The sequence below is a fragment of the Mumia sp. Pv4-285 genome, assembly GCF_041320275.1.
Classification (GTDB): Bacteria; Actinomycetota; Actinomycetes; order Propionibacteriales; family Nocardioidaceae; genus Mumia; species Mumia qirimensis.
The window spans coordinates 4,041,337-4,060,069 of sequence record NZ_CP162023.1 but is presented as its reverse complement, the minus strand read 5'-3'; the positions used below and the strand labels follow the sequence as shown (position 1 = coordinate 4,060,069).

12 protein-coding genes are annotated in these 18,733 nt (G+C 70.7%); 5 read left to right on the top strand and 7 right to left on the bottom strand.

What is annotated here, in order from left to right:
- Positions 1–12: 12 nt before the first annotated feature.
- A complete protein-coding gene (locus AB3M34_RS19515) occupies positions 13–3,249 on the bottom strand; it encodes a CDP-glycerol glycerophosphotransferase family protein (protein ID WP_370616446.1) in 3,237 nt (1,078 codons plus the stop codon).
- Complete coding sequence (locus AB3M34_RS19510) at positions 3,246–5,645, bottom strand: CDP-glycerol glycerophosphotransferase family protein (protein WP_370616445.1); 2,400 nt, start codon at positions 5,643–5,645, stop codon at positions 3,246–3,248. The genes AB3M34_RS19515 and AB3M34_RS19510 overlap by 4 nt, the downstream gene beginning before the upstream one ends.
- Positions 5,646–5,733: 88 nt before the next feature.
- Between AB3M34_RS19510 and AB3M34_RS19505 the strand changes: the two genes are divergently transcribed.
- Positions 5,734–7,368, top strand: a complete 1,635-nt coding sequence (locus AB3M34_RS19505) for a glycosyltransferase family 2 protein (protein WP_370616443.1) — start codon at positions 5,734–5,736, stop codon at positions 7,366–7,368.
- Positions 7,253–8,962 carry a glycosyltransferase family 2 protein gene (locus AB3M34_RS19500; RefSeq protein ID WP_370616441.1) on the top strand — a complete coding sequence of 570 codons (1,710 nt, stop codon included), beginning with the start codon at positions 7,253–7,255 and terminating at the stop codon, positions 8,960–8,962. Before AB3M34_RS19505 ends, AB3M34_RS19500 begins: the two co-directional genes overlap by 116 nt.
- On the opposite strand, the gene AB3M34_RS19495 is transcribed toward AB3M34_RS19500, so the two are convergent.
- Positions 8,942–9,907, bottom strand: a complete 966-nt coding sequence (locus AB3M34_RS19495) for a class I SAM-dependent methyltransferase (protein ID WP_370616439.1) — start codon at positions 9,905–9,907, stop codon at positions 8,942–8,944. The two genes, AB3M34_RS19500 and AB3M34_RS19495, sit on opposite strands and share 21 nt — an antisense overlap.
- 274 nt (positions 9,908–10,181) lie before the next feature.
- Here AB3M34_RS19495 and AB3M34_RS19490 point away from each other — a divergent pair, with 274 nt between their 5' ends.
- Both AB3M34_RS19490 and AB3M34_RS19485 read left to right on the top strand, forming a co-directional pair.
- A complete protein-coding gene (locus AB3M34_RS19490; protein WP_370616437.1) occupies positions 10,182–12,719 on the top strand; it encodes an ATP-dependent Clp protease ATP-binding subunit in 2,538 nt (845 codons plus the stop codon).
- Between the two features lie 132 nt (positions 12,720–12,851).
- Positions 12,852–13,886 (top strand): sulfotransferase family protein, encoded by a 1,035-nt coding sequence (locus AB3M34_RS19485; protein ID WP_370616436.1) that lies wholly within the window; start codon positions 12,852–12,854, stop codon positions 13,884–13,886.
- 6 nt (positions 13,887–13,892) lie between these two features.
- Here AB3M34_RS19485 and AB3M34_RS19480 read toward each other — a convergent pair whose 3' ends face one another.
- Positions 13,893–14,807: an A/G-specific adenine glycosylase gene (locus AB3M34_RS19480; protein WP_370616435.1), complete on the bottom strand. Its 915-nt coding sequence runs from the start codon at positions 14,805–14,807 to the stop codon at positions 13,893–13,895.
- Between the two features lie 46 nt (positions 14,808–14,853).
- Between AB3M34_RS19480 and AB3M34_RS19475 the strand changes: the two genes are divergently transcribed.
- Positions 14,854–15,603 carry a hypothetical protein gene (locus AB3M34_RS19475; RefSeq protein ID WP_370616433.1) on the top strand — a complete coding sequence of 250 codons (750 nt, stop codon included), beginning with the start codon at positions 14,854–14,856 and terminating at the stop codon, positions 15,601–15,603.
- A gap of 10 nt (positions 15,604–15,613) precedes the next feature.
- On the opposite strand, the gene disA is transcribed toward AB3M34_RS19475, so the two are convergent.
- From disA to AB3M34_RS19460, 3 genes are all read right to left on the bottom strand, one after another.
- Complete coding sequence (gene disA / locus AB3M34_RS19470; protein WP_370616431.1) at positions 15,614–16,702, bottom strand: DNA integrity scanning diadenylate cyclase DisA; 1,089 nt, start codon at positions 16,700–16,702, stop codon at positions 15,614–15,616.
- 35 nt (positions 16,703–16,737) lie between these two features.
- Positions 16,738–18,147, bottom strand: coding sequence for a DNA repair protein RadA (gene radA / locus AB3M34_RS19465; RefSeq protein WP_370616429.1), 1,410 nt, complete (start codon positions 18,145–18,147; stop codon positions 16,738–16,740).
- Between the two features lie 89 nt (positions 18,148–18,236).
- Positions 18,237–18,683 carry a hypothetical protein gene (locus tag AB3M34_RS19460; RefSeq protein WP_370616428.1) on the bottom strand — a complete coding sequence of 149 codons (447 nt, stop codon included), beginning with the start codon at positions 18,681–18,683 and terminating at the stop codon, positions 18,237–18,239.
- Positions 18,684–18,733: the final 50 nt, after the last annotated feature.

The following is an 18,733-nucleotide window of genomic DNA, read 5'->3' as shown; positions in this document are numbered from 1 at the left end:
GCGTCAGCGCTCTCACGGCGGTCCGAAGACGGCGTCCAGAACTCGCTCGGAGGCCGAGCCGTCGTCGAGCGGCGCGAACCGAGCCCGGAAGTCCTCGCGTGCTCTCGCGTAGCCGTCGCTGCCGGCCAGCGCCTCCGACAGCGCGTCGGCGACCTCGTCGCTCGTGCGGACGAGCGGCCCCGGCGCTACCTCCTCGAACGGGAGGTAGAACCCGCGAAGGTCGTCGCGGTAGTGGTCCAGGTCGTACGTGAAGAACACCATCGGCCGGTCCATCGTCGCGAAGTCGAACATGACCGAGGAGTAGTCCGTCACCAGGACGTCGGCGAGCAGCAGGAGCTCTTGGGTGTCCGGGTACCGAGAGACGTCCATCGCGAAGTGCCGCAGCTCCTCGGGCACGGGCGGTCGTCCGCGGACGACCGAGTGCATCCGCAGAAGGACGACGACGGAGTCGCCGAACCGGGCGTGCAGCCGCGCCAGGTCGAGCTCGGCCTGCGGCGCGAAGCCACCGCCGCTCGTACGGTCGTCCCGGAACGTCGGTGCGTAGAGGACGACCCGTCGACCGGCGGGGATCCCGAGCCGTCGGCGGACCAGGTCCGCCCTCGCCTCGCGGTCCGGGTGGTGCAGGACGTCGTTGCGGGGGTAGCCGGCCTCGATCACACGACCCGAGTAGCGGAACGCAGTGCGGAAGGCCGCGGTGGCGTACGGGCTCGGGGAGACGAGGTCGTCCCAGTAGCCGGTCATCTTCGTGACCCGCTCGAGGTAGCCGTCGCTGCGGCCGTGGACGTGCTCGAGGTCGTGCTGCATCTTCTTCAGCGGCGTGCCGTGCCACGTCTGCACGTAGCGGGTGCCCCGAGCCGGGCGCAGGTAGTGCGGGAAGTTCTGGTTGTTGATCCAGTGGCTCGCGCGCCCCAGCAGCCAGAAGTAGCGCGGCGTCAACCGTCGCACCTTGCGCGTGCCCGGGTCGGGGAGCCGGACGGTGGAGTCGTTGACCCACACCAGCGTGCTGTCGGTGCCGCGCTCGAGGAGCTTCTCGTACAGGTAGCGGGGGCTGTCGCCGTACTGCTTGCCGTTGGCGCTCTCGAAGACGACGAGGTCGCGACGCGGCAGCAGGGTCGCCAGGCGGTACAGCACGCGCATCGCCGGGAAGTAGGCGCGGCTCTTGCGGAACCTGTTGAAGAGGGCACGGGACGGCGCCGCACTGCGCAGGCGTCGCCACGACGTGAGCGGGGACCAGGCGCGGCGCACCTCCTCGTAGATCCGCGCGTTGTTGTCGCGGTCGCGGTGATCGAGGAATGCGTCGGCACGCGCGCGGTTGCGGTCGGAGATCGTCATCCCCGCGTCGAGGACGTCGTCCAGCCGGTCGAGCACCTCGTCGCGCGAGAAGGCGATCTCGCCCGGGAGGTGCGAGTCGAGGTCGAGGTGTGATCCGCGTGCGCCGAGGAACCGCGCGCGGTCGAACTGGAAGTAGAGCACTGGACGGTGGAGGAAGCTGAAGTCGAACCCCACGCTGGAGTAGTCGGTGATCATGACGGCGCTGCGTTTGAGCAGGTCCTGGACCGGCGCGTCGCCCTGCTGCAGGACGACGACGCCCGAAGCGTGGAAGCGCTCGGCGTAGTCGCGCATGTTCGGGTGGAGGATGAACCGGACGGTCAGCCCGTGGCGGCGGATCATCTCCTGGAACCTCGCCGACGTCAGCAGCCCGTCCCACTGCTCGAAGAACTCGCTCTCGCCGAAGTCGCGCGCTCTCAGCCAGTCGCGCCAGGTCGGGATGATCAGCAGGGCACGCTCGACGTCCACGTCGTCGGCGAGCAACGTGTCGAAGCGCGGCAGACCGGTGACACGGACCTGGCCGGGGAAGAACTCGAAGTCGTCGACCACCATCTCGCGCTCGCGCTCGGAGCTGACCAGGAACAGGTCCGTCCGGAAGTCCGTCGAGGCACGCCGGCCGTAGTTGCCGGTCATGTTCTTCGTGCCCATCACCCCGTGCTGCAGGAACACACGGACGCCGCGCGACCAGCGTACGAAGCGAGGGCTGCGCGAGGCGAGGAGGTACTCGGCGTGGTGCGAGCCGACCAGACGCGAGGCGACGAGCGAGTAGAGGATGTGCCGGCGAGACCGGTGCGTGACGACGTTGCCGTACGGCTCGACCTGCGCGCGCTCGGGAGAGTCCTCCTCGATGACGTAGTACGCGCGACGACGGGGGTGGTTGAGGCGCACCCAGCGGAAGAAGTGGTAGCCGGTGTCCTGCGCCTTGTACGGGAGCTCGCCGATCAGCCAGATGCGGGTGAACGGTCGCACGACCTCGAACGCCCACGCGAACCGCAGCAGCCGGCGCATGAAGTCGAGGTCCGCACCGGCGTACGTCTCGACGCGCAGGCAGAGCCGCTGGGCCTTGAAGCTGAAGTACGGCGTGACGAGATGGCCCGCCTCGCCGTCGGAGACGTCGGTGGCACGCAGGCGACGTCGCACGCGGTACGGCGGGATACGGATCCCGCGTTCGAGAGGTTCGGTGAAGCCGTCGAGCGTGAGGACGAGGGCGAGGTCGTAGATGTCGCTGTCGTGCTCGCCGGTGCGGGCGAGGATCCGCACGTCGAAGTCGGCATCGACGCGGTAGCGGATGAGACCGTGGAGTCGACGTGTGTCCTCGGCCAGCAGCCGGAGGCCGACCGGGAGGTCGGTGGACTCGCCGCTCTCCCGGGAGGTCACGGTCAGGACAGCCGACACCGCGCGCACGTTGTGCGTGACGACGTCCGCGGCGAAGGCGATCCGTCCGTGGCGCAAGGTGAGGCTGCGCGTCCACAGAGCCACCTCGCGCGAGCGCTCGGCCTGGACCCGGATGCTGACGTTGCCCTTGTGCGTCATGTGGACGGTCGCGGTCAACCCGTCGACGTCGGTGGGCGTGACGGCGTCGCCGCGTTCGGTCGAGGCGAACCGTCCGGCGCGACGAGGGGCCTCATCACCGGCGACCGCGAGCCACAGGTCGATCCACTCGCACGACGGGTCCGCTCGGACTGCGGCGGGGACGTCCACGTCGAAGCAGGTGCCGGTCTCGCCCGCCTCCGGAGCGACGGGGGCGAGCGTGGACTCGCGGCCGGTGTCGCGGTAGCGGAGCAGGAGCCGTTCGGCTCGCAGCCCGTCGCCGAGGGTGACGTCCACACGCAGGCGGTCGCCGACCAGGCGCAGCCTCAGCGTGCTCTCGGGAGGACGGTCGGCGCCGCGGCGAGGGCGGCTGAGTAAGGAGGCGCTCACGAGGCGACGTGGTCCGGCCAGACGGCGTCGACGGCCCGGGCCGTGGCCGAGCCGTCGTCGAGGGGGACGAAGCGTGACTGCCAGGCGACGTACGCGTCGTGGTGCTCCGCACGCAGCGACGTCAGGTCGGCGAGCGCGTCGGCGACTGCCTCGCTGGAGTGCAGCACCGGCCCGGGAGCGATGTCTTCGAGGGCGAGGTACAGGCCGCGGGTGACGTCGCGGTAGTCCTCGATGTCGGGTGCGTAGAACACCATGGGCTTCCCCGTCACGGCGAAGTCGAACATGACGGACGAGTAGTCGGTCACGAGGGCGTCGGCGACGAGGAACAGCTCGGAGACGTCGGGGTAGAGCGTCACGTCGAGGAGGTGCGGGCCCTCGATGCGTCGATCGTGGCGGATGTTCTCGGCGTGGCCCCGCACCAGGAGCGTCGTCGACGGCCCGAGCCGTGCTGCCAGCGTCATCGGGTCGGGCGGCGGCGGCGTCGAGCGGTCCTTCTCGTCGCGCCAGGTGGGCGCGTAGAGCACGACGGTGGACTCCTCGGCAAGACCGAGGCGTTCGCGCACGATGCGGCGGCGTGCGGGCGCGTCGGGATGGGCCAGCAGGTCGTTGCGGGGGTAGCCGACCTCCAGCACGGGCCCTTCGTACCCGTACGCCCCACGCAGGGCCTCCGTCATGAACGGGCTCTGGCTCACAAGGACGTCCCAGTGCGACGTCTCCTCACGGACGAGGGCTTGGTACGCGGGATCGAGTCCCCGTGGCCGACGGTCGAGGGCGAGCTTCTTCAACGGCGTGCCGTGCCACGTCTGCACGAAGGTCTGGAACGGGCGGTGCTCGAAGCGGCGGAGCCAGTCGTTGGTCACGACGTAGCGAGCGGAACCGCGGGCGTCGCGCCAGGCCCGGGTGCCGATGACGACCTTGCCGTCTCCGTCGGGCACCGGCACGGAGCCCTCGAACACTCCCCAGACCCGCCGGAGGCCCGGACTCCGACGAGCGACCTCGTGCCGGATCGCGAGCGGGTTGCACGCTGCTCGCTTGCCGAGGAAGCTCTCGAAGAACACGAGATCCTCCTGCGCGTACGCCCTCCGGCGGTAGGCGTCGTCCTCGCGCCGCTGCCCCAGCTCGCTCCACTCGTCCGGGGCACGCGGTGGAGCCAGCCGAACCTCGAGGCGGTTGTTGGAGCCTCTCTCGGGGCGTGCCATCACCGCCGGACCGAAGGACCAACGTCCACAGGCATGCTCCAGCACGTCCTGGGTCAGGCGGACGTGGAGAGACCGGTCGTCGGGGTCGCGTGCCTCGGCGCGGTACGTCCCGATCGGGAGCGGGAGCGGGCCGCTCGACCAGAGGTCGGACGTGGTCGAGAGCGGAAGGCGGACATCGAAGCGTCCGTCGGCCACGGCCACCTCCACGACGCTGGCGGCGCGGCGACCGTCCAGGCGAAGGGTGAACCGGCCTCCGGGCGGGCTGGCCCGTCCACGCAGGATCACGGCGGGATCCGCGCCCGTGTCGACGTCGATGTCGTCGACGACGACCTCGTCGGCCGGATGTGTGAGACGAAGCATCCCGGTGGGCGTCACCGCGATGTTCACGTCCGCCGTCGAGGCGGCAACGTCGGGACCGGACCAGTGGACCGGACGTCGGCTGCCGCCCGAGAGCCTGACATGAGGGGACCAGTCGCCGCTGCCTGCTGCCGGCAGCGGGAAGCGCAGCCGGGCGTGCCACACGCCGGCGTCCCTGCGCACGTCGAGGACCTCGCCTTCGACGGAGCCGTCCGGGCCCTGGAGGTCGGCGGCGACGGGACGCCTGCCCGTGCTCGTGGTCTCGCTGCACCACGCCGTGGTGCTGGAGCTGGAGGACCGGGCGGTGACCTGGCGCCGTACGACCTGCAGGACGAGGCCACGCTGAGGGACCCAGGTGGGATTGATCTGAGCGCCGCCGTCGAGGAACCGGCGGGCCATCGAGCCGGGTGAACCGCGGCGGAAGAGGTCGGTCAGCGGGCCGGTCCACAGCTGTCCGCCCACCGCGAGGCTGACCTGGACGTCCCACTCGTGGCCAGAGTCTTCGGGCGGCATGGGGAGCTCGGCCCCGAAGGCGCCGTCGGCATAGTCGTGCTCGGGGTCACCTGCGACGTGGTTGACCTCGTGGTCGTGACGACGACGAACGTCCGCGGAGAGCGTCCGACCCGAGGCGACGTCGACCAAGGAGACCTGCACCGTCGCCTGAGAGGTCGTGTCGATCCCGTCGACGTAGACCCAGCCTCCGATCGTGAGCCCGCAGGCGCTCCACCGTGCCGATCGAACCACGGCTGTCCAGCCGGTCGGGGCGGGTGGGCGGCTGGCCACGCCGGGGGACTTCGGGCCGCGCAGCAGGACGCGAGAGCGCTCCCGGATCCAGCTCACGCGCCGCCCCCCTCCTCGGAAGCCCTTCGCCGGTAGCCAGCGAGTCTATCCTGAGTCTCGTTCTGTCTCGGGTTTGTCGACGTGGTGGGTGGTTGACGTGGGCGGGGCTGGTTGGTGGGAGCGGGTTCGGGGTGGGTTGCCGTGGGGTGGGCCGCGGGTGTCGGTGGTGGTGCCGGTGTTCGAGCCTGGGTCGAACATCGTGCCGTTGTTGGCGTCGTTGGATGCTCAGTCGTTGGGGCGGCGTGCGGTGGAGCTGGTGTTCGTCGACGACGGGTCTCGTGATGGGGAGACGTTGGGGTGGTTGCGGGCGCGGGCGGCGGAGCGTTCGAACATGGTGGTGGTGTCGATCCCGGGTTCGGGGTGGCCGGGTCGTCCGCGCAACGTGGGGTTGGAGCGGGCGCGGGGGGAGTACGTGTTCTTCTCCGATCAGGACGACGAGCTGTTTCCTGAGGCGTTGGAGCGGATGGTGGCGATGGCTGATCGCAACGGTTCGGACGTGGTGGCGGGCAAGGTGGTGCGGGTCGGTGGGGGGACTCCGTACTGGGGGTTGGCCGGCGGTGATGTGGAGCGGGCTGATCTGGTCGGTGACGGGGTGATGCAGTCGCGGACGGTGCACAAGCTGTTTCGGCGGTCGTTCCTGGTGGAGCACGGGATCCGGTTCTTGGAGGGTCGGGTGCGTCTGGAGGACCACCACTTCATGGGTCAGGTGTTCGGGTGCTCGCCGGTGGTGTCGGTGCTGGCGTCGTCGCCGTGCTACCGCTGGATCGACAGGCGCGACGGCACCAACAGCTCGGCCGCCACGGTCACCCAGGCGGCGTACTGGGAGCACTACGGCCGCGCGGTCGACGCGGTGGACCGCCCCGGCGCCGACCCTGCCGTGGTCACCGCGCTCCGGACGGTCGGCGCAGCCCAGGCGATGGGGCGAGCCGTCGTCGCGAACATGGACCGTATCCCGGCCGATGACGCGGCCGAGGTCTTCGCGGCCGTGTCAGGCTTCGTGCGACGGTCCGTCCCCGAGTCGGTGGACGCCGGACTCCCGGTGTGGCGCCGTGCGGAGGTTGGCGCTCTGCGTCGCGGTGATGCCGCCGACCTCTTCGCGATCCGGCGCGCGGCGCGCGCGACGGTCGTCGATGCCGAGCTGATCGACGCCTCGTGGGACGACGGCCTCCTGCGGCTGGTCGTCCTGGCTCGCCTGCGTACGAACGATCCCGCTCTGGTCCGGACGGTGCCGGGGACCGGCGTGGACGGCGTCTCCGAGATCGTCGTGCCGGCGTACTCGGAGCCTGCGCTGGCGGTCGGCTCTCCCGATGCGGGCTGGGCGGAGCTGTCGATCCGTGAGCGTGACTCCGGGATCGAGTGGCCGGTGTCGACCGTACGGTGCGTGGTCGAGACACCGCGTTCAGGCGACGTCCTGCAGACGGCGACCGTCGAGGCCACGCTCGATCCCCAGGAGGGCTCGTTCGGGCAACGGCTCGACGCCGGGCAGTGGACGCTCCACGTGCGATCGCGGCTGATCGGCCGCGGTGCGGTGCGGCCCGTCCCCGTTCCGCCCGGGCACGCCGTCCTGGCGGGCCGCGCCCGCGTGCGGTCGAAGGGCGCTCTGCGGCGTGCCCGGGTGCGCCGCGGGACCAGGGGAGCGCTGGTCGTCGTGCTGCGCGACGGCCGATCGGGCAGGCGTGCTGAGGCCCGACCGGAGCCGAGCGTCGACGTGGTGGGTGGTTGACGTGGGCGGGGCTGGTTGGTGGGAGCGGGTTCGGGGTGGGTTGCCGTGGGGTGGGCCGCGGGTGTCGGTGGTGGTGCCGGTGTTCGAGCCTGGGTCGAACATCGTGCCGTTGTTGGCGTCGTTGGATGCTCAGTCGTTGGGGCGGCGTGCGGTGGAGCTGGTGTTCGTCGACGACGGGTCTCGTGATGGGGAGACGTTGGGGTGGTTGCGGGCGCGGGCGGCGGAGCGTTCGAACATGGTGGTGGTGTCGATCCCGGGTTCGGGGTGGCCGGGTCGTCCGCGCAACGTGGGGTTGGAGCGGGCGCGGGGGGAGTACGTGTTCTTCTCCGATCAGGACGACGAGCTGTTTCCTGAGGCGTTGGAGCGGATGGTGGCGATGGCTGATCGCAACGGTTCGGACGTGGTGGCGGGCAAGGTGGTGCGGGTCGGTGGGGGGACTCCGTACTGGGGGTTGGCCGGCGGTGATGTGGAGCGGGCTGATCTGGTCGGTGACGGGGTGATGCAGTCGCGGACGGTGCACAAGCTGTTTCGGCGGTCGTTCCTGGTGGAGCACGGGATCCGGTTCTTGGAGGGTCGGGTGCGTCTGGAGGACCACCACTTCATGGGTCAGGTGTTCGGGTGCTCGCCGGTGGTGTCGGTGCTGGCGTCGTCGCCGTGCTACCGCTGGGTCCGTCGACGCGACGGCACCAACAACTCGAGCAAGGCCGTCGATCCTGACTGGTACTGGGGCTACTACACCGCCGCCCTCGACGTCGCCGACGAGCGCGGCGCCGATCCTCACGTCTCGAGGGAGCTGCGGCGCGAGGGCGCGCAGCAGTGCTTCAGCCGTACGTTCATCAACCGGTTCGAGCGCCGACCGCCGGCCACCCGGCACACCTACTTCGCGTCCACCGTCGCGTTCGTCCGCCGTACCTTCGGCGAGGAGGTCGACCGCGACCTCTCGGTCCTGAGACGGCTGCGCTTCCAGACGCTGCGGGCTGAGGACGAGCCTGCGTTCCTCGCCGTGTGCCAGGCGCTGAGCAGCCTCGAGCGCCACGTCGACGTCGAGGAGGTCGGCTGGTCCGGTACGGCGCTGGACGTCCGGCTCCAGGTCCAGGTCCGCAGCGACGACGACCGGATCACGGTCGCGCAGGAGCCGGACCGGGCGACAGCGGTGATCGCGGCGCCCAGCGGCGTGATCAGTGCCGCGCTGGGGCAGCACGACGCCCCCTGGGGGTCGCTCTCCGTCCGGAGCGTCCAGTCCGGGATCGAGTGGCCGGTGGAGTGCCGCTCGGTCGCCGTGCAGCCTGGCGCCGGCGACGGCTGGCTGCAGTCGATCCGGATCGAGGCGCGGGTGCAGCCCTTCGTCGGGTTCGTCGGGCCCGCGCTCGAGCCCGGGACCTGGCGGCTCCAGGTGCGCAGCAGCTTCTTGGGCGAGCCAGCGGTGCAGGCGGTGCCGCTCGATCCCGACGTCCACGCCGAGGTGCTCGCCCAGCGGGTGGAGGAGCGCGACGGCGCCGACGTCGTACGCGCACGCCTCACGCGCTCGTCGGCCTCCTCCGCGATGCTCCGGGTCCGCCGTCCGGGGCGGGCGTCAGCCTCCGACGGGCAGTGAGCGCAGCTGGTCCCAGACGTCGTCGAGGGGCTCGTTGTCGGACTCGCGGCGCTTCACGAGCGTGTCCCAGACGCTCAGCTCGAGGAGGGCTCTCGCGTTGACCGCGGTCGACCGGTCGAGATACTCGGAGGGCACGTCCTGGGGGTCGGGCGCCAGGCAGTAGGCGAGCTCGGCCTCGTACACGGCGTCCTTCAGTGCCGTCGCGGGGTCGACCCCGGCCACGACGACGGTGCCGGTCGGAGAGGTGTTGACGAGCAGCACCACGAGGTCGGGCCGTCGCCGGCGCAGCACCTCAGCCACCTTGTAGACGTCGCCGGCCCACTGCGCCGTACGCCGGACGCGTGCGGCCTCGAGCGAGTTGCGGGGCAGCATGTCGTCGAAGACGACGACGCCGGTGCGGGCCAGATGGGGTTCGGTGTTGAGGAAGTCGCGCAGAGCGAACTCCGAGAGGTGCATGCCGTCGATGAACGCCAGATCGACCGGGACGCCTGCGAAGTGCGCGAGCGGGTCCTCGCGAGCGAAGAAGTCGTCGCTGGTCGCGCGGACGAGCTGGACGTCCGCCTCGATCTCGCGGTCCACGCTGTAGGCCGGGTCGACGCCGATCGAGCGGGTCGACGACAGCGCGAGGCTCTCGCCGTTGCGCACGCCGACCTCGAGGTAGGTGCGGGGCTGCAGCCGCTCGTGCAGACCAGCGAGCAGGTCGTGGCGCGACATCGTGGGCTCGGGGTGCGGGGTGAACGGATCCGAGGGCTGGAACGTGGTGCGGGCGACCGGCTTGGGCTTCGCCGGCTTCTTCGCGGCCTTCTTCTTCGGCGGCGGCGCAGCCGGGGCGATCGCGGAGGCGAGGCGCGTACGTACGGCGCGCTCGGTACGCGCTGCTGCGCGCACGCGCTCCTCACCGACGACCGACTCGAGACGGGAACGAACAGTGCTTCGGATGCTCATCTGCAACTCCACCTGGTGTGACCGACGTCGAGAGGATCTCAGCCTCCTCGCGGGACGGCGATCACGCTACCAGCGGGAAGCCTGTTCGCTCTCGGTGAACATCGGTCCCCAGGGTGTTCGCCCTGCGTGAACACCGGAAGCACGCAGGCCCCGGATCCCTTGAAATAAGGCGTAACAACCGATGTGGGGCGCTCCACCGGCGTTGGTGGTCGTGACTAGCATGGGATGGACAGAGACCCGACCCGCAGAAGGGTCTCGGATCAAGGGGAGTTGCATGTTCGAGAGGTTCACCGACCGCGCCCGTCGTGTTGTCGTGCTCGCCCAGGAAGAGGCGCGCATGCTCAGCCACAACTACATCGGCACCGAGCACATCCTTCTTGGTCTCATCCACGAGGGTGAAGGCGTCGCTGCGAAGGCGCTGGAGAACCTGGGCATCTCGCTCGAGGCCGTGCGTGAGCAGGTCGAGGAGATCATCGGCCAGGGCCAGCAGGCACCCAGCGGCCACATCCCGTTCACCCCGCGCGCCAAGAAGGTCCTCGAGCTCAGCCTCCGCGAGGCACTGCAGCTCGGCCACAGCTACATCGGCACCGAGCACATCCTGCTCGGCCTGATCCGCGAGGGCGAGGGCGTCGCCGCGCAGGTCCTGGTCAAGCTCGGCGCCGACCTCAACCGCGTCCGCCAGCAGGTCATCCAGCTGCTCAGCGGCTACCAGGGCAAGGAGACCGCGGCCGCAGGCGCGCCCGCGGGCGAGTCCGCCCCGAGCAGCTCGTTGGTGCTCGACCAGTTCGGTCGCAACCTCACGCAGGCTGCCCGCGAGGGCAAGCTCGACCCGGTCATCGGGCGTGAGAAGGAGATCGAGCGCGTCATGCAGGTGCTGTCGCGCCGCACCAAGAACAACCCCGTGCTCATCGGTGAGCCGGGCGTCGGCAAGACGACGGTCGTCGAGGGTCTCGCCCAGGACATCGTCCGCGGCGACGTCCCCGAGACGCTGCGCGACAAGCAGATCTACACGCTCGACCTGGGCGCGCTCGTCGCCGGCTCCCGCTACCGCGGTGACTTCGAGGAGCGGCTCAAGAAGGTCCTCAAGGAGATCCGCACCCGCGGTGACATCGTGCTCTTCATCGACGAGATCCACACCCTCGTCGGTGCGGGTGCGGCCGAGGGTGCCATCGACGCCGCGAGCATCCTCAAGCCGATGCTCGCCCGCGGTGAGCTGCAGACGATCGGTGCCACCACGCTCGACGAGTACCGCAAGCACTTCGAGAAGGACGCCGCGCTCGAGCGCCGCTTCCAGCCGATCCAGGTGGCCGAGCCGTCGATCGCGCACACCATCGAGATGCTCAAGGGTCTGCGTGACCGCTACGAGGCTCACCACCGCGTGACGATCACGGACGAGGCCCTGGTTGCGGCGGCGACGCTCGCCGACCGCTACGTCTCCGACCGGTTCCTCCCGGACAAGGCCATCGACCTCGTCGACGAGGCCGGCTCCCGCCTGCGGATCCGCCGGATGACGGCGCCGCCGGACCTGCGCGACTTCGACGACAAGATCGTCGACGTCCGCCGCCGCAAGGAGAACGCGATCGACGTCCAGGACTTCGAGTCCGCAGCGGCGTTGCGCAACGAGGAGCGCGAGCTGCTCACCGCGAAGACCGACCGCGAGAAGCAGTGGCGCGCCGGTGACATGGACGAGGTCGCCGAGGTCGACGACGAGCTCATCGCCGAGGTGCTGGCGCTCGCCACCGGCATCCCGATCGTGAAGCTGTCCGAGGAGGAGTCGTCGCGGCTGCTCAACATGGAGCAGGAGCTTCACAAGCGGGTCATCGGCCAGGAAGAGGCCATCAAGGCCCTGTCGCGGGCGATCCGTCGTACGCGCGCCGGCCTCAAGGACCCGCGCCGCCCCGGTGGGTCGTTCATCTTCGCCGGGCCCTCGGGCGTCGGCAAGACATGGCTGTCCAAGGCGCTCGCCAACTTCCTGTTCGGCGAGGACGACGCCCTCATCCAGCTCGACATGAGCGAGTTCTCCGAGAAGCACACCGTCTCGCGGCTGTTCGGTTCGCCTCCCGGCTACGTCGGCTACGAAGAGGGTGGCCAGCTGACCGAGAAGGTCCGCCGCAAGCCGTTCTCGGTGGTCCTCTTCGACGAGGTCGAGAAGGCGCACCCGGACATCTTCAACTCGCTGCTGCAGATCCTCGAGGAAGGTCGCCTGACCGACTCGCAGGGACGGGTCGTCGACTTCAAGAACACCGTCATCATCATGACGACGAACCTCGGCACGCGAGACATCGCGAAGGGCGTGAACCTCGGCTTCAGCCAGGCCAGCGACGTCGCGGGCTCGTACGACAAGATGAAGGCCAAGGTGTCGGAGGAGCTGAAGCAGCACTTCCGCCCGGAGTTCCTGAACCGCGTCGACGAGATCGTGGTCTTCCCGCCGCTGACGCAGGACGAGATCATCGACATGGTCGACATGATGCTCGACTCGGTCGAGAAGCGGCTCAAGGACAAGGACATGGCGCTCGAGCTGACGCAGGCGGCCAAGAACCTGCTCGCCAGCCGAGGGTTCGACCCGGTCCTCGGTGCTCGACCGCTGCGCCGTACGGTTCAGCGCGAGATCGAGGACACGCTCGCCGAGAAGCTGCTGTTCGGCGAGGTCCGTCCGGGGCAGATCGTGCTGGTCGACGTCGAGGGCGAGGGCCCGAGCGCGACGTTCACCTTCAAGGGTGAGCCGAAGGCCGAGCTGCCGGACACGCCCCTCGAGGCCGCCGCCGGCACCACCAACGGCGGCACTGCCGGAGACACCTCCGCAGCGGGCTGATCCACACCGTACGAAAGGGCTCGCGACCTCCCGTCGCGGGCCCTTTCGTCATCTCGGGCGGTGGTCTCCCGGCCCTCGTCCCTGATAGCATTGGCGCGATTTCCCTCTCTGTTGAGATCGAGGTTCATCTTCATGCCCACGGGCGGTACGGACGCTCCGCGACTGGTCGTGGTCAGTGGCGCAGGTCGCAGCGGCACGAGCACGGTGGCGGGCACGCTCTCGCACCTCGGCGTCTACAGCCCGCAGCCGAGCATCAAGGCCAACACGTCGAACCCCCGCGGATTCTTCGAGCCGCGGTGGTCCGTGAAGTTCCACAACCGTCTGCTCGAGCAGGCCGAGGTCGACCTCACGGACGGTCGCCCGTACGCGCTCGACCTGGTCTCGCGAGTGGTGGACGAGTCTCGACGTCGCCGCCTGCACGACTGGCTGAAGGAGCAGACAGAAGGCCGGGCGCAGACGGTCGTGAAGGACCCACGGACCGTGTGGACGCTGGAGCTCTGGCACGCGACCGCCGCTGATCTCGGGCTCGTCACGAGCGACCTGATCATGCTGCGTCACCCCACCGAGGTGCACCGGAGCCGAGCCACCCACTACCGGGAGCGACGCGACCGCCTCGGTGCGAGCTTCGTCGCGACGAACGTCGCCGGCTGGGTGAACGTGAACCTCATGGCCGAGCGCGCGTCTCGCGGCCATCCGCGAGTCTTCCTGCCCTATGCCGACCTGGTGGCCGACTGGAGGACCGCCGTAGGCCGACTCGAGCCCGCGCTCGGGCTGTCGTTGCCGGTGGACGCCGGGAGAGCAGCGGTCGTCGACGCGTTCGTCGATCCCGGCCTGCGCCGCTCGGTCCAGAGCTGGGACGGCATCGAGCTGCCTGCGAGGTTGCGCGAGATCACCGATCAGGTCTGGGAAGCCCTGGTGCGCCTCGCCGGCAGCCCGGACGGTCGCGACGGCGTCGCCGAGAGCTCTCTGGACGCGCTCGCTGAGCGCTACGCCGTCTACTACCGCGAGGCGGAGGCACTCACCTGGTACACACGCTCGGCCGCCGAGCGCCGCGGACGCCGGCTCGAGCGCCAGACGGTGGCCGCGGAGGCACAGGCGCGGCCCGGCGACGGCGTACGCCGCCGTCTTCGGAGGTTGCTCGAGACGCGCGGGCCCCGCGCACGCTGACGCCGATCAGCCGGGCAGCGCGTACTCGTCGTCTGCGCCGGTGGTCACGACGAGGCCGTCGTCGAGCAGGCTGTCGAGCGCACGCTCGCGCTGCGTCGCGTCGTCCCAGACCTGACGCAGCGCCGATCCTGGGACGGCACCCTCGGCGTCGCGCAGGACCGCGAGGAGGCGACCGCGGCACTGGCGGTCCGTGCCGGCGTACGTCTGACCGCGCCGGGCGGGACCGTCGTACGCGGGCCTGCCCGCCGCGTGCCACTGGCAGAGGTCGCGTACGGGGCAGCCGCCGCACACGGGCGCCCGTGCGGTGCACACGAGGGCACCGAGCTCCATGAGCCCGATCGACCACCGGGCGGAGATCGCAGGGTCGACCGGCAGGGCGGCCTTGGCACGTGCCCGCTCGGCGACCGAGAGCGACGGGGCAGGGAGGGCGTCACCGCCCAGGGCACGGCCCAGGACGCGGCGCACGTTGGTGTCGAGGACGGCCTGCCGCTGCCCGTAGGCGAACACCGCGACAGCGGCGGCCGTGTACTCACCGACGCCGGGGAGCGCGCGCAACGCCTCCAGGTCGGACGGGACCTCGCCGTCGTGTCGCTCGCAGATCGCCGCGGCGGCGGCGTGGAGCCGGAGTGCGCGGCGCGGGTAGCCGAGGCGTCCCCACGCGCGCACGGCCTCTCCGGACGGCACGGCCGCGAGCGCTCCCGGTGTCGGCCAGCGAGCGATCCACTCGTCGTAGACAGGGGCGACGCGGTCGACGGGGGTCTGCTGGAGCATGATCTCCGAGACCATGACGTGCCACGCTGTCGTGGTCGGGCGACGCCAGGGGAGCGGGCGGGCGTGTGCTGCGTACCAGTCGCAGACGGCATCGTGCATCTGGTCGAGGGCGGGGCCGGCGACCTGTTGCGGTGACGTGGAGAAGACCATGGCGAGTCGATCCTGCCACGGCGCCGCGGGAAGTTAGTTTGAGGGCGTGAGCTCGGTGATGAGGCCTTCGGGCAAGCTTCCCCCGGCGGTGTACTGGCGCCGGCGCCTGCTGCTCCTCGCGGTGGTGCTCGTCCTGGGCTGGTTCGTCGTCCGCCTCCTCGGGGGCGACGACGACTCGTCGGCAGAGGAACCACCTCCGACCGCCGCGACCCCCACCGCGGCCGCGTCGTCGACTGCTCCCGCACCCGCACCGAAGCCGCGCAAGGCGAAGGACGTCCAGGTCGACGTGCGGCTCGCCCCCGTCGAGGGTGCTTGTCCGCCCGAAGCCGTGTCGGTCTCGCCGTCGGTGCGGGTCGGCGCCTTCGCCGGACGCGCGGTGGCAGTCACGCTGAGGGTCGTCAGCGTCGCGCCGCAGCCGTGCACCGTACGCATCGACCCGTCGACGTTCGTCCTGGGCGTCAAGGGCGAGAGCGGCTCCGTGTGGAGCACCCAGACGTGCGAAGGGGTCAAAGGCCGAACGGTCGACGTCCACCCGTCCTGGGCCACCGTGGTGGAGCTGGCGTGGGACGGTCGGGCCGATGCCGACTCGTGCGACGACGAGGGGGCGTTCGTCGACCCCGGTCAGTACACCGCACAGGCGGCGCTGCTGGGCGGAGACCCCGTCAGCGCGCGGTTCACGCTGACGGCGGCGCCCACGCCGACACCACCGACTCCCAGCACTCCGGCTTCCCCGAAACCAGACAGCGCGGCCACGCCGAAGCCGGGAAGCACACCGACGACGTCGCGGACACCCTGACGGGGTCGGCTCAGACGTAGCGCTCGAGGATGCTCGATTCCGCGAGCCGCGACAGGCCTTCACGGACGGTGCGCGCGCGCAGCTCGCCCACGCCGTCGACCGCCTGGAGATCCTCGATGCTCGCGGCGAGGAGCTTCTGGAGCGTGCCGAAGTGCTCGACCAGCCGCTCGATGACCGAGTTGGGGAGGCGAGGGACCTTGGCGAGAAGCCGGTAGCCGCGCGGAGAGACGGCCGACTCGAGGTGCTCGCCGGTGCCGAGGCCCAGCGCCCGCGCGACCGCCGCGAGGTCGACGAGATCGCCCGACACGATCTGAGAGAGGTCGTCGAGGACCTCTGCCGGCGGCTTGCCGCGTCGGCCACCCGGCGCGTAGTCGCGGACGATGAGCTCGCGCTCGCTCTCCACCCCGGTCACCAGCTCGTCGAGCTGCAGCGACAGGAGCCTGCCGTCGGTGCCGAGCTCGAGCACGTAGTCCTCGATCTCGGCGGCGATCCGGGTGACCATCTCGAGCCGCTGCGCCACTGCCGCGACGTCGCGCACCGTGACGAGGTCCTCGATCTCGAGCGCGGACAGCGCTCCGGAGACCTCGTCGAGCCGGAGCTTGTAGCGTTCGAGTGTCGCCAGGGCCTGGTTGGCACGGCCGAGGATGGCGCCGGCCTCCTCGAGGACGCGGCGGGTGCCGTCGACGTACAGGGCGATGATGTGCATCGACGCCGACACCGAGATGACGGGGACGTTCGTCTGGCGCGCGACCCGGTCGGCCGTGCGGTGACGGGTGCCCGTCTCCTGCGTCGGGATCGACGGGTCGGGCATGAGGTGGACGCCGGCCTGGAGGATCCGGGTCGCGTCCTTGTCGAGGATGATCGCGCCGTCCATCTTGGCGAGCTCGCGCAGCGCAGTGGGCGTGAACGGGACGTCGAGGGTGAACCCGCCGGTGGACAGGGCATCGATGTCCTTGTCCTGACCGAACACGATCAGCGCACCGGTGCGTCCGCGGAGGATGCGCTCGAGTCCCTCGCGCAGCGCCGTCCCAGGCGCGACGGAGGCGAGAGTGGCCCGGAGGATCGACGGCGTCCCGCTCGCCCGATCGTTGATCGACACCAGTGGCCCCCGCTTGGTCGGTTCGATGACTTCGATCAGTGTAGTGGCTGCACGTTCGGAACCAGCGGGCTCACGGCGGCCAGGGCACGCTGGATCGTGGCGACCTCGGTGACCTGTGCCTTCAAGGACGCGAGCGGCACCTCGTCCCTGGTGCCGAGCGGGACCAGGATGCGGCGGTAGCCGAGCCGATCGGCCTCGCGGATGCGGTGGCCGATCATCGTCACGCGCCGGATGTCGCCCGACAGCGAGACCTCGCCGATGGCGGCGAGGTCGAGCGGCAGCGGGGCACCGCTGGCTGCGGACGCGATCGAGAGGCACACCGCGAGGTCGCTCCCGGGGTCGTTGGACCGCATGCCTCCGACCGTGGCCGCGAACACGTCCTTGTCATGGAGGCGCACACCCGCGACGCGCTCGGTCACGGCGATCAGCATGGAGACGCGGGACGAGTCGAGCCCGCTCACGCCACGGCGGGGGTTGGGAGCGTTGGTGGACGACACGAGCGCCTGCATCTCGGCGATCATCGGCCTGCGGCCCTCTGCCGTCACCGTGATGCAGGTGCCGGGGACCGGCTGGTCGCGGACACCGCGGAAGAGGCCGCTCGGGTCCACCACCTCGGTCAGCCCGTCGTCGGTCTGCTCGAAGCAGGCGACCTCGTCGGCGGGCCCGAAACGGTTCTTGACGGCGCGGAGGAGGCGCAGCGGCGTGTGCCGGTCGCCGTCCATCGAGAGGGTCGTGTCGACGACGTGCTCGAGGGCTCGCGGACCGGCGACGTTGGAGTCCTTGGTGACCTGACCGACGAGGCAGAACGGGATGCCGCGCGCCTTCGCCAGCCGGGTCAGCGCGGTCGCGACCTCCATCACCTGCGTGACGCCGCCCGACCTGCCGTCGACGTCGGTCGAGGCGATCGTCTGCACCGAGTCGACGATGACCAGTGCGACATCAGGCCCGAGCGCGTCGAGGTGGCCGATGGCCTCACCGAGGTCGTTGGTGTCCGCGAGGTAGAGGTGCTCGCTGGTCGCCCCCACGCGGCGCGCGCGCGTGGCGATCTGCTGGACGGACTCCTCGCCCGAGACGTAGAGGACCGGTCGGCCCGTCGCAGCGGCGACGGCGTTCGAGGAGGCGAGGAGCAGCGTCGACTTGCCGGCGCCCGGCTCGCCGGAGAGCAGGAGGACCTGGCCGGGCACCAGGCCGCCGCCGAGCACCCGGTCGAACTCCTTCAGGCCCGTGCTCAGGCGCGCGCCGACCTCGTCGTCCCGGATCTCCGAGACCCGGCGGGCCGGCCGACGCGGCGCCGAGCCTTGCGAGGACGCCTTCAGGCCGGTCTCCTTGGCGACGACGGTCTCCGCGATCGTGCTGAACTCCTGGCACTTCGGGCACCGCCCGTACCACTTGCCGAACTCGGCGCGGCAGCTGCCGCAGGAGTAGGTCGTCCGGGCTCTGCTCACGTGACGTCCTCGCTCCTCACCATGTCGCACACGCTAGGCGAGAGGTCGGACAGTACGGCGAGGGCTCGCCCGGGAACCAACGCCGGAGGTCAGATGCGGCCGCGCCAGGAGCGTACGGCGGCGTCCTCACGGCGGCTCTCCAGGTGGGCGTGGACGGCGGCGTAGATCGGGATCCAGGTGCTGGGCAGGAGGAGCACGAGTGCTCCGAGCGCCGGGGAGACCGGGTCAGCAGCACCGCTGGTGCCGTGCTCGCTCACGAGGAGCCCGGCGGCGAGGACGGCGATCAGGCCGGGAAGGTAGCCCCATAACGCCGGCCGGAGGCAGCCTGTCACGCGGAGCAGCGCGATCGCCCCGGCGAAGCAGCACAGTGCGATGCCACCGGCCGTCACTGCAGCGGCGAGGTATCCGGAGCGGTCCGGGCTCTGCGTCACCAGGAGGTTGGCGCCGGTCGCGCCGAGCACGACGGTCGCGCCCATGGCGATCACGACGACGGCCGCCTCGCTCGGGTGCCCGGGGATCCGCAGGACGCTGCTCATCCGTCCAGGGTGGATCGCGATCGGCGCGCGGACATCCGCGCTAGTACTCA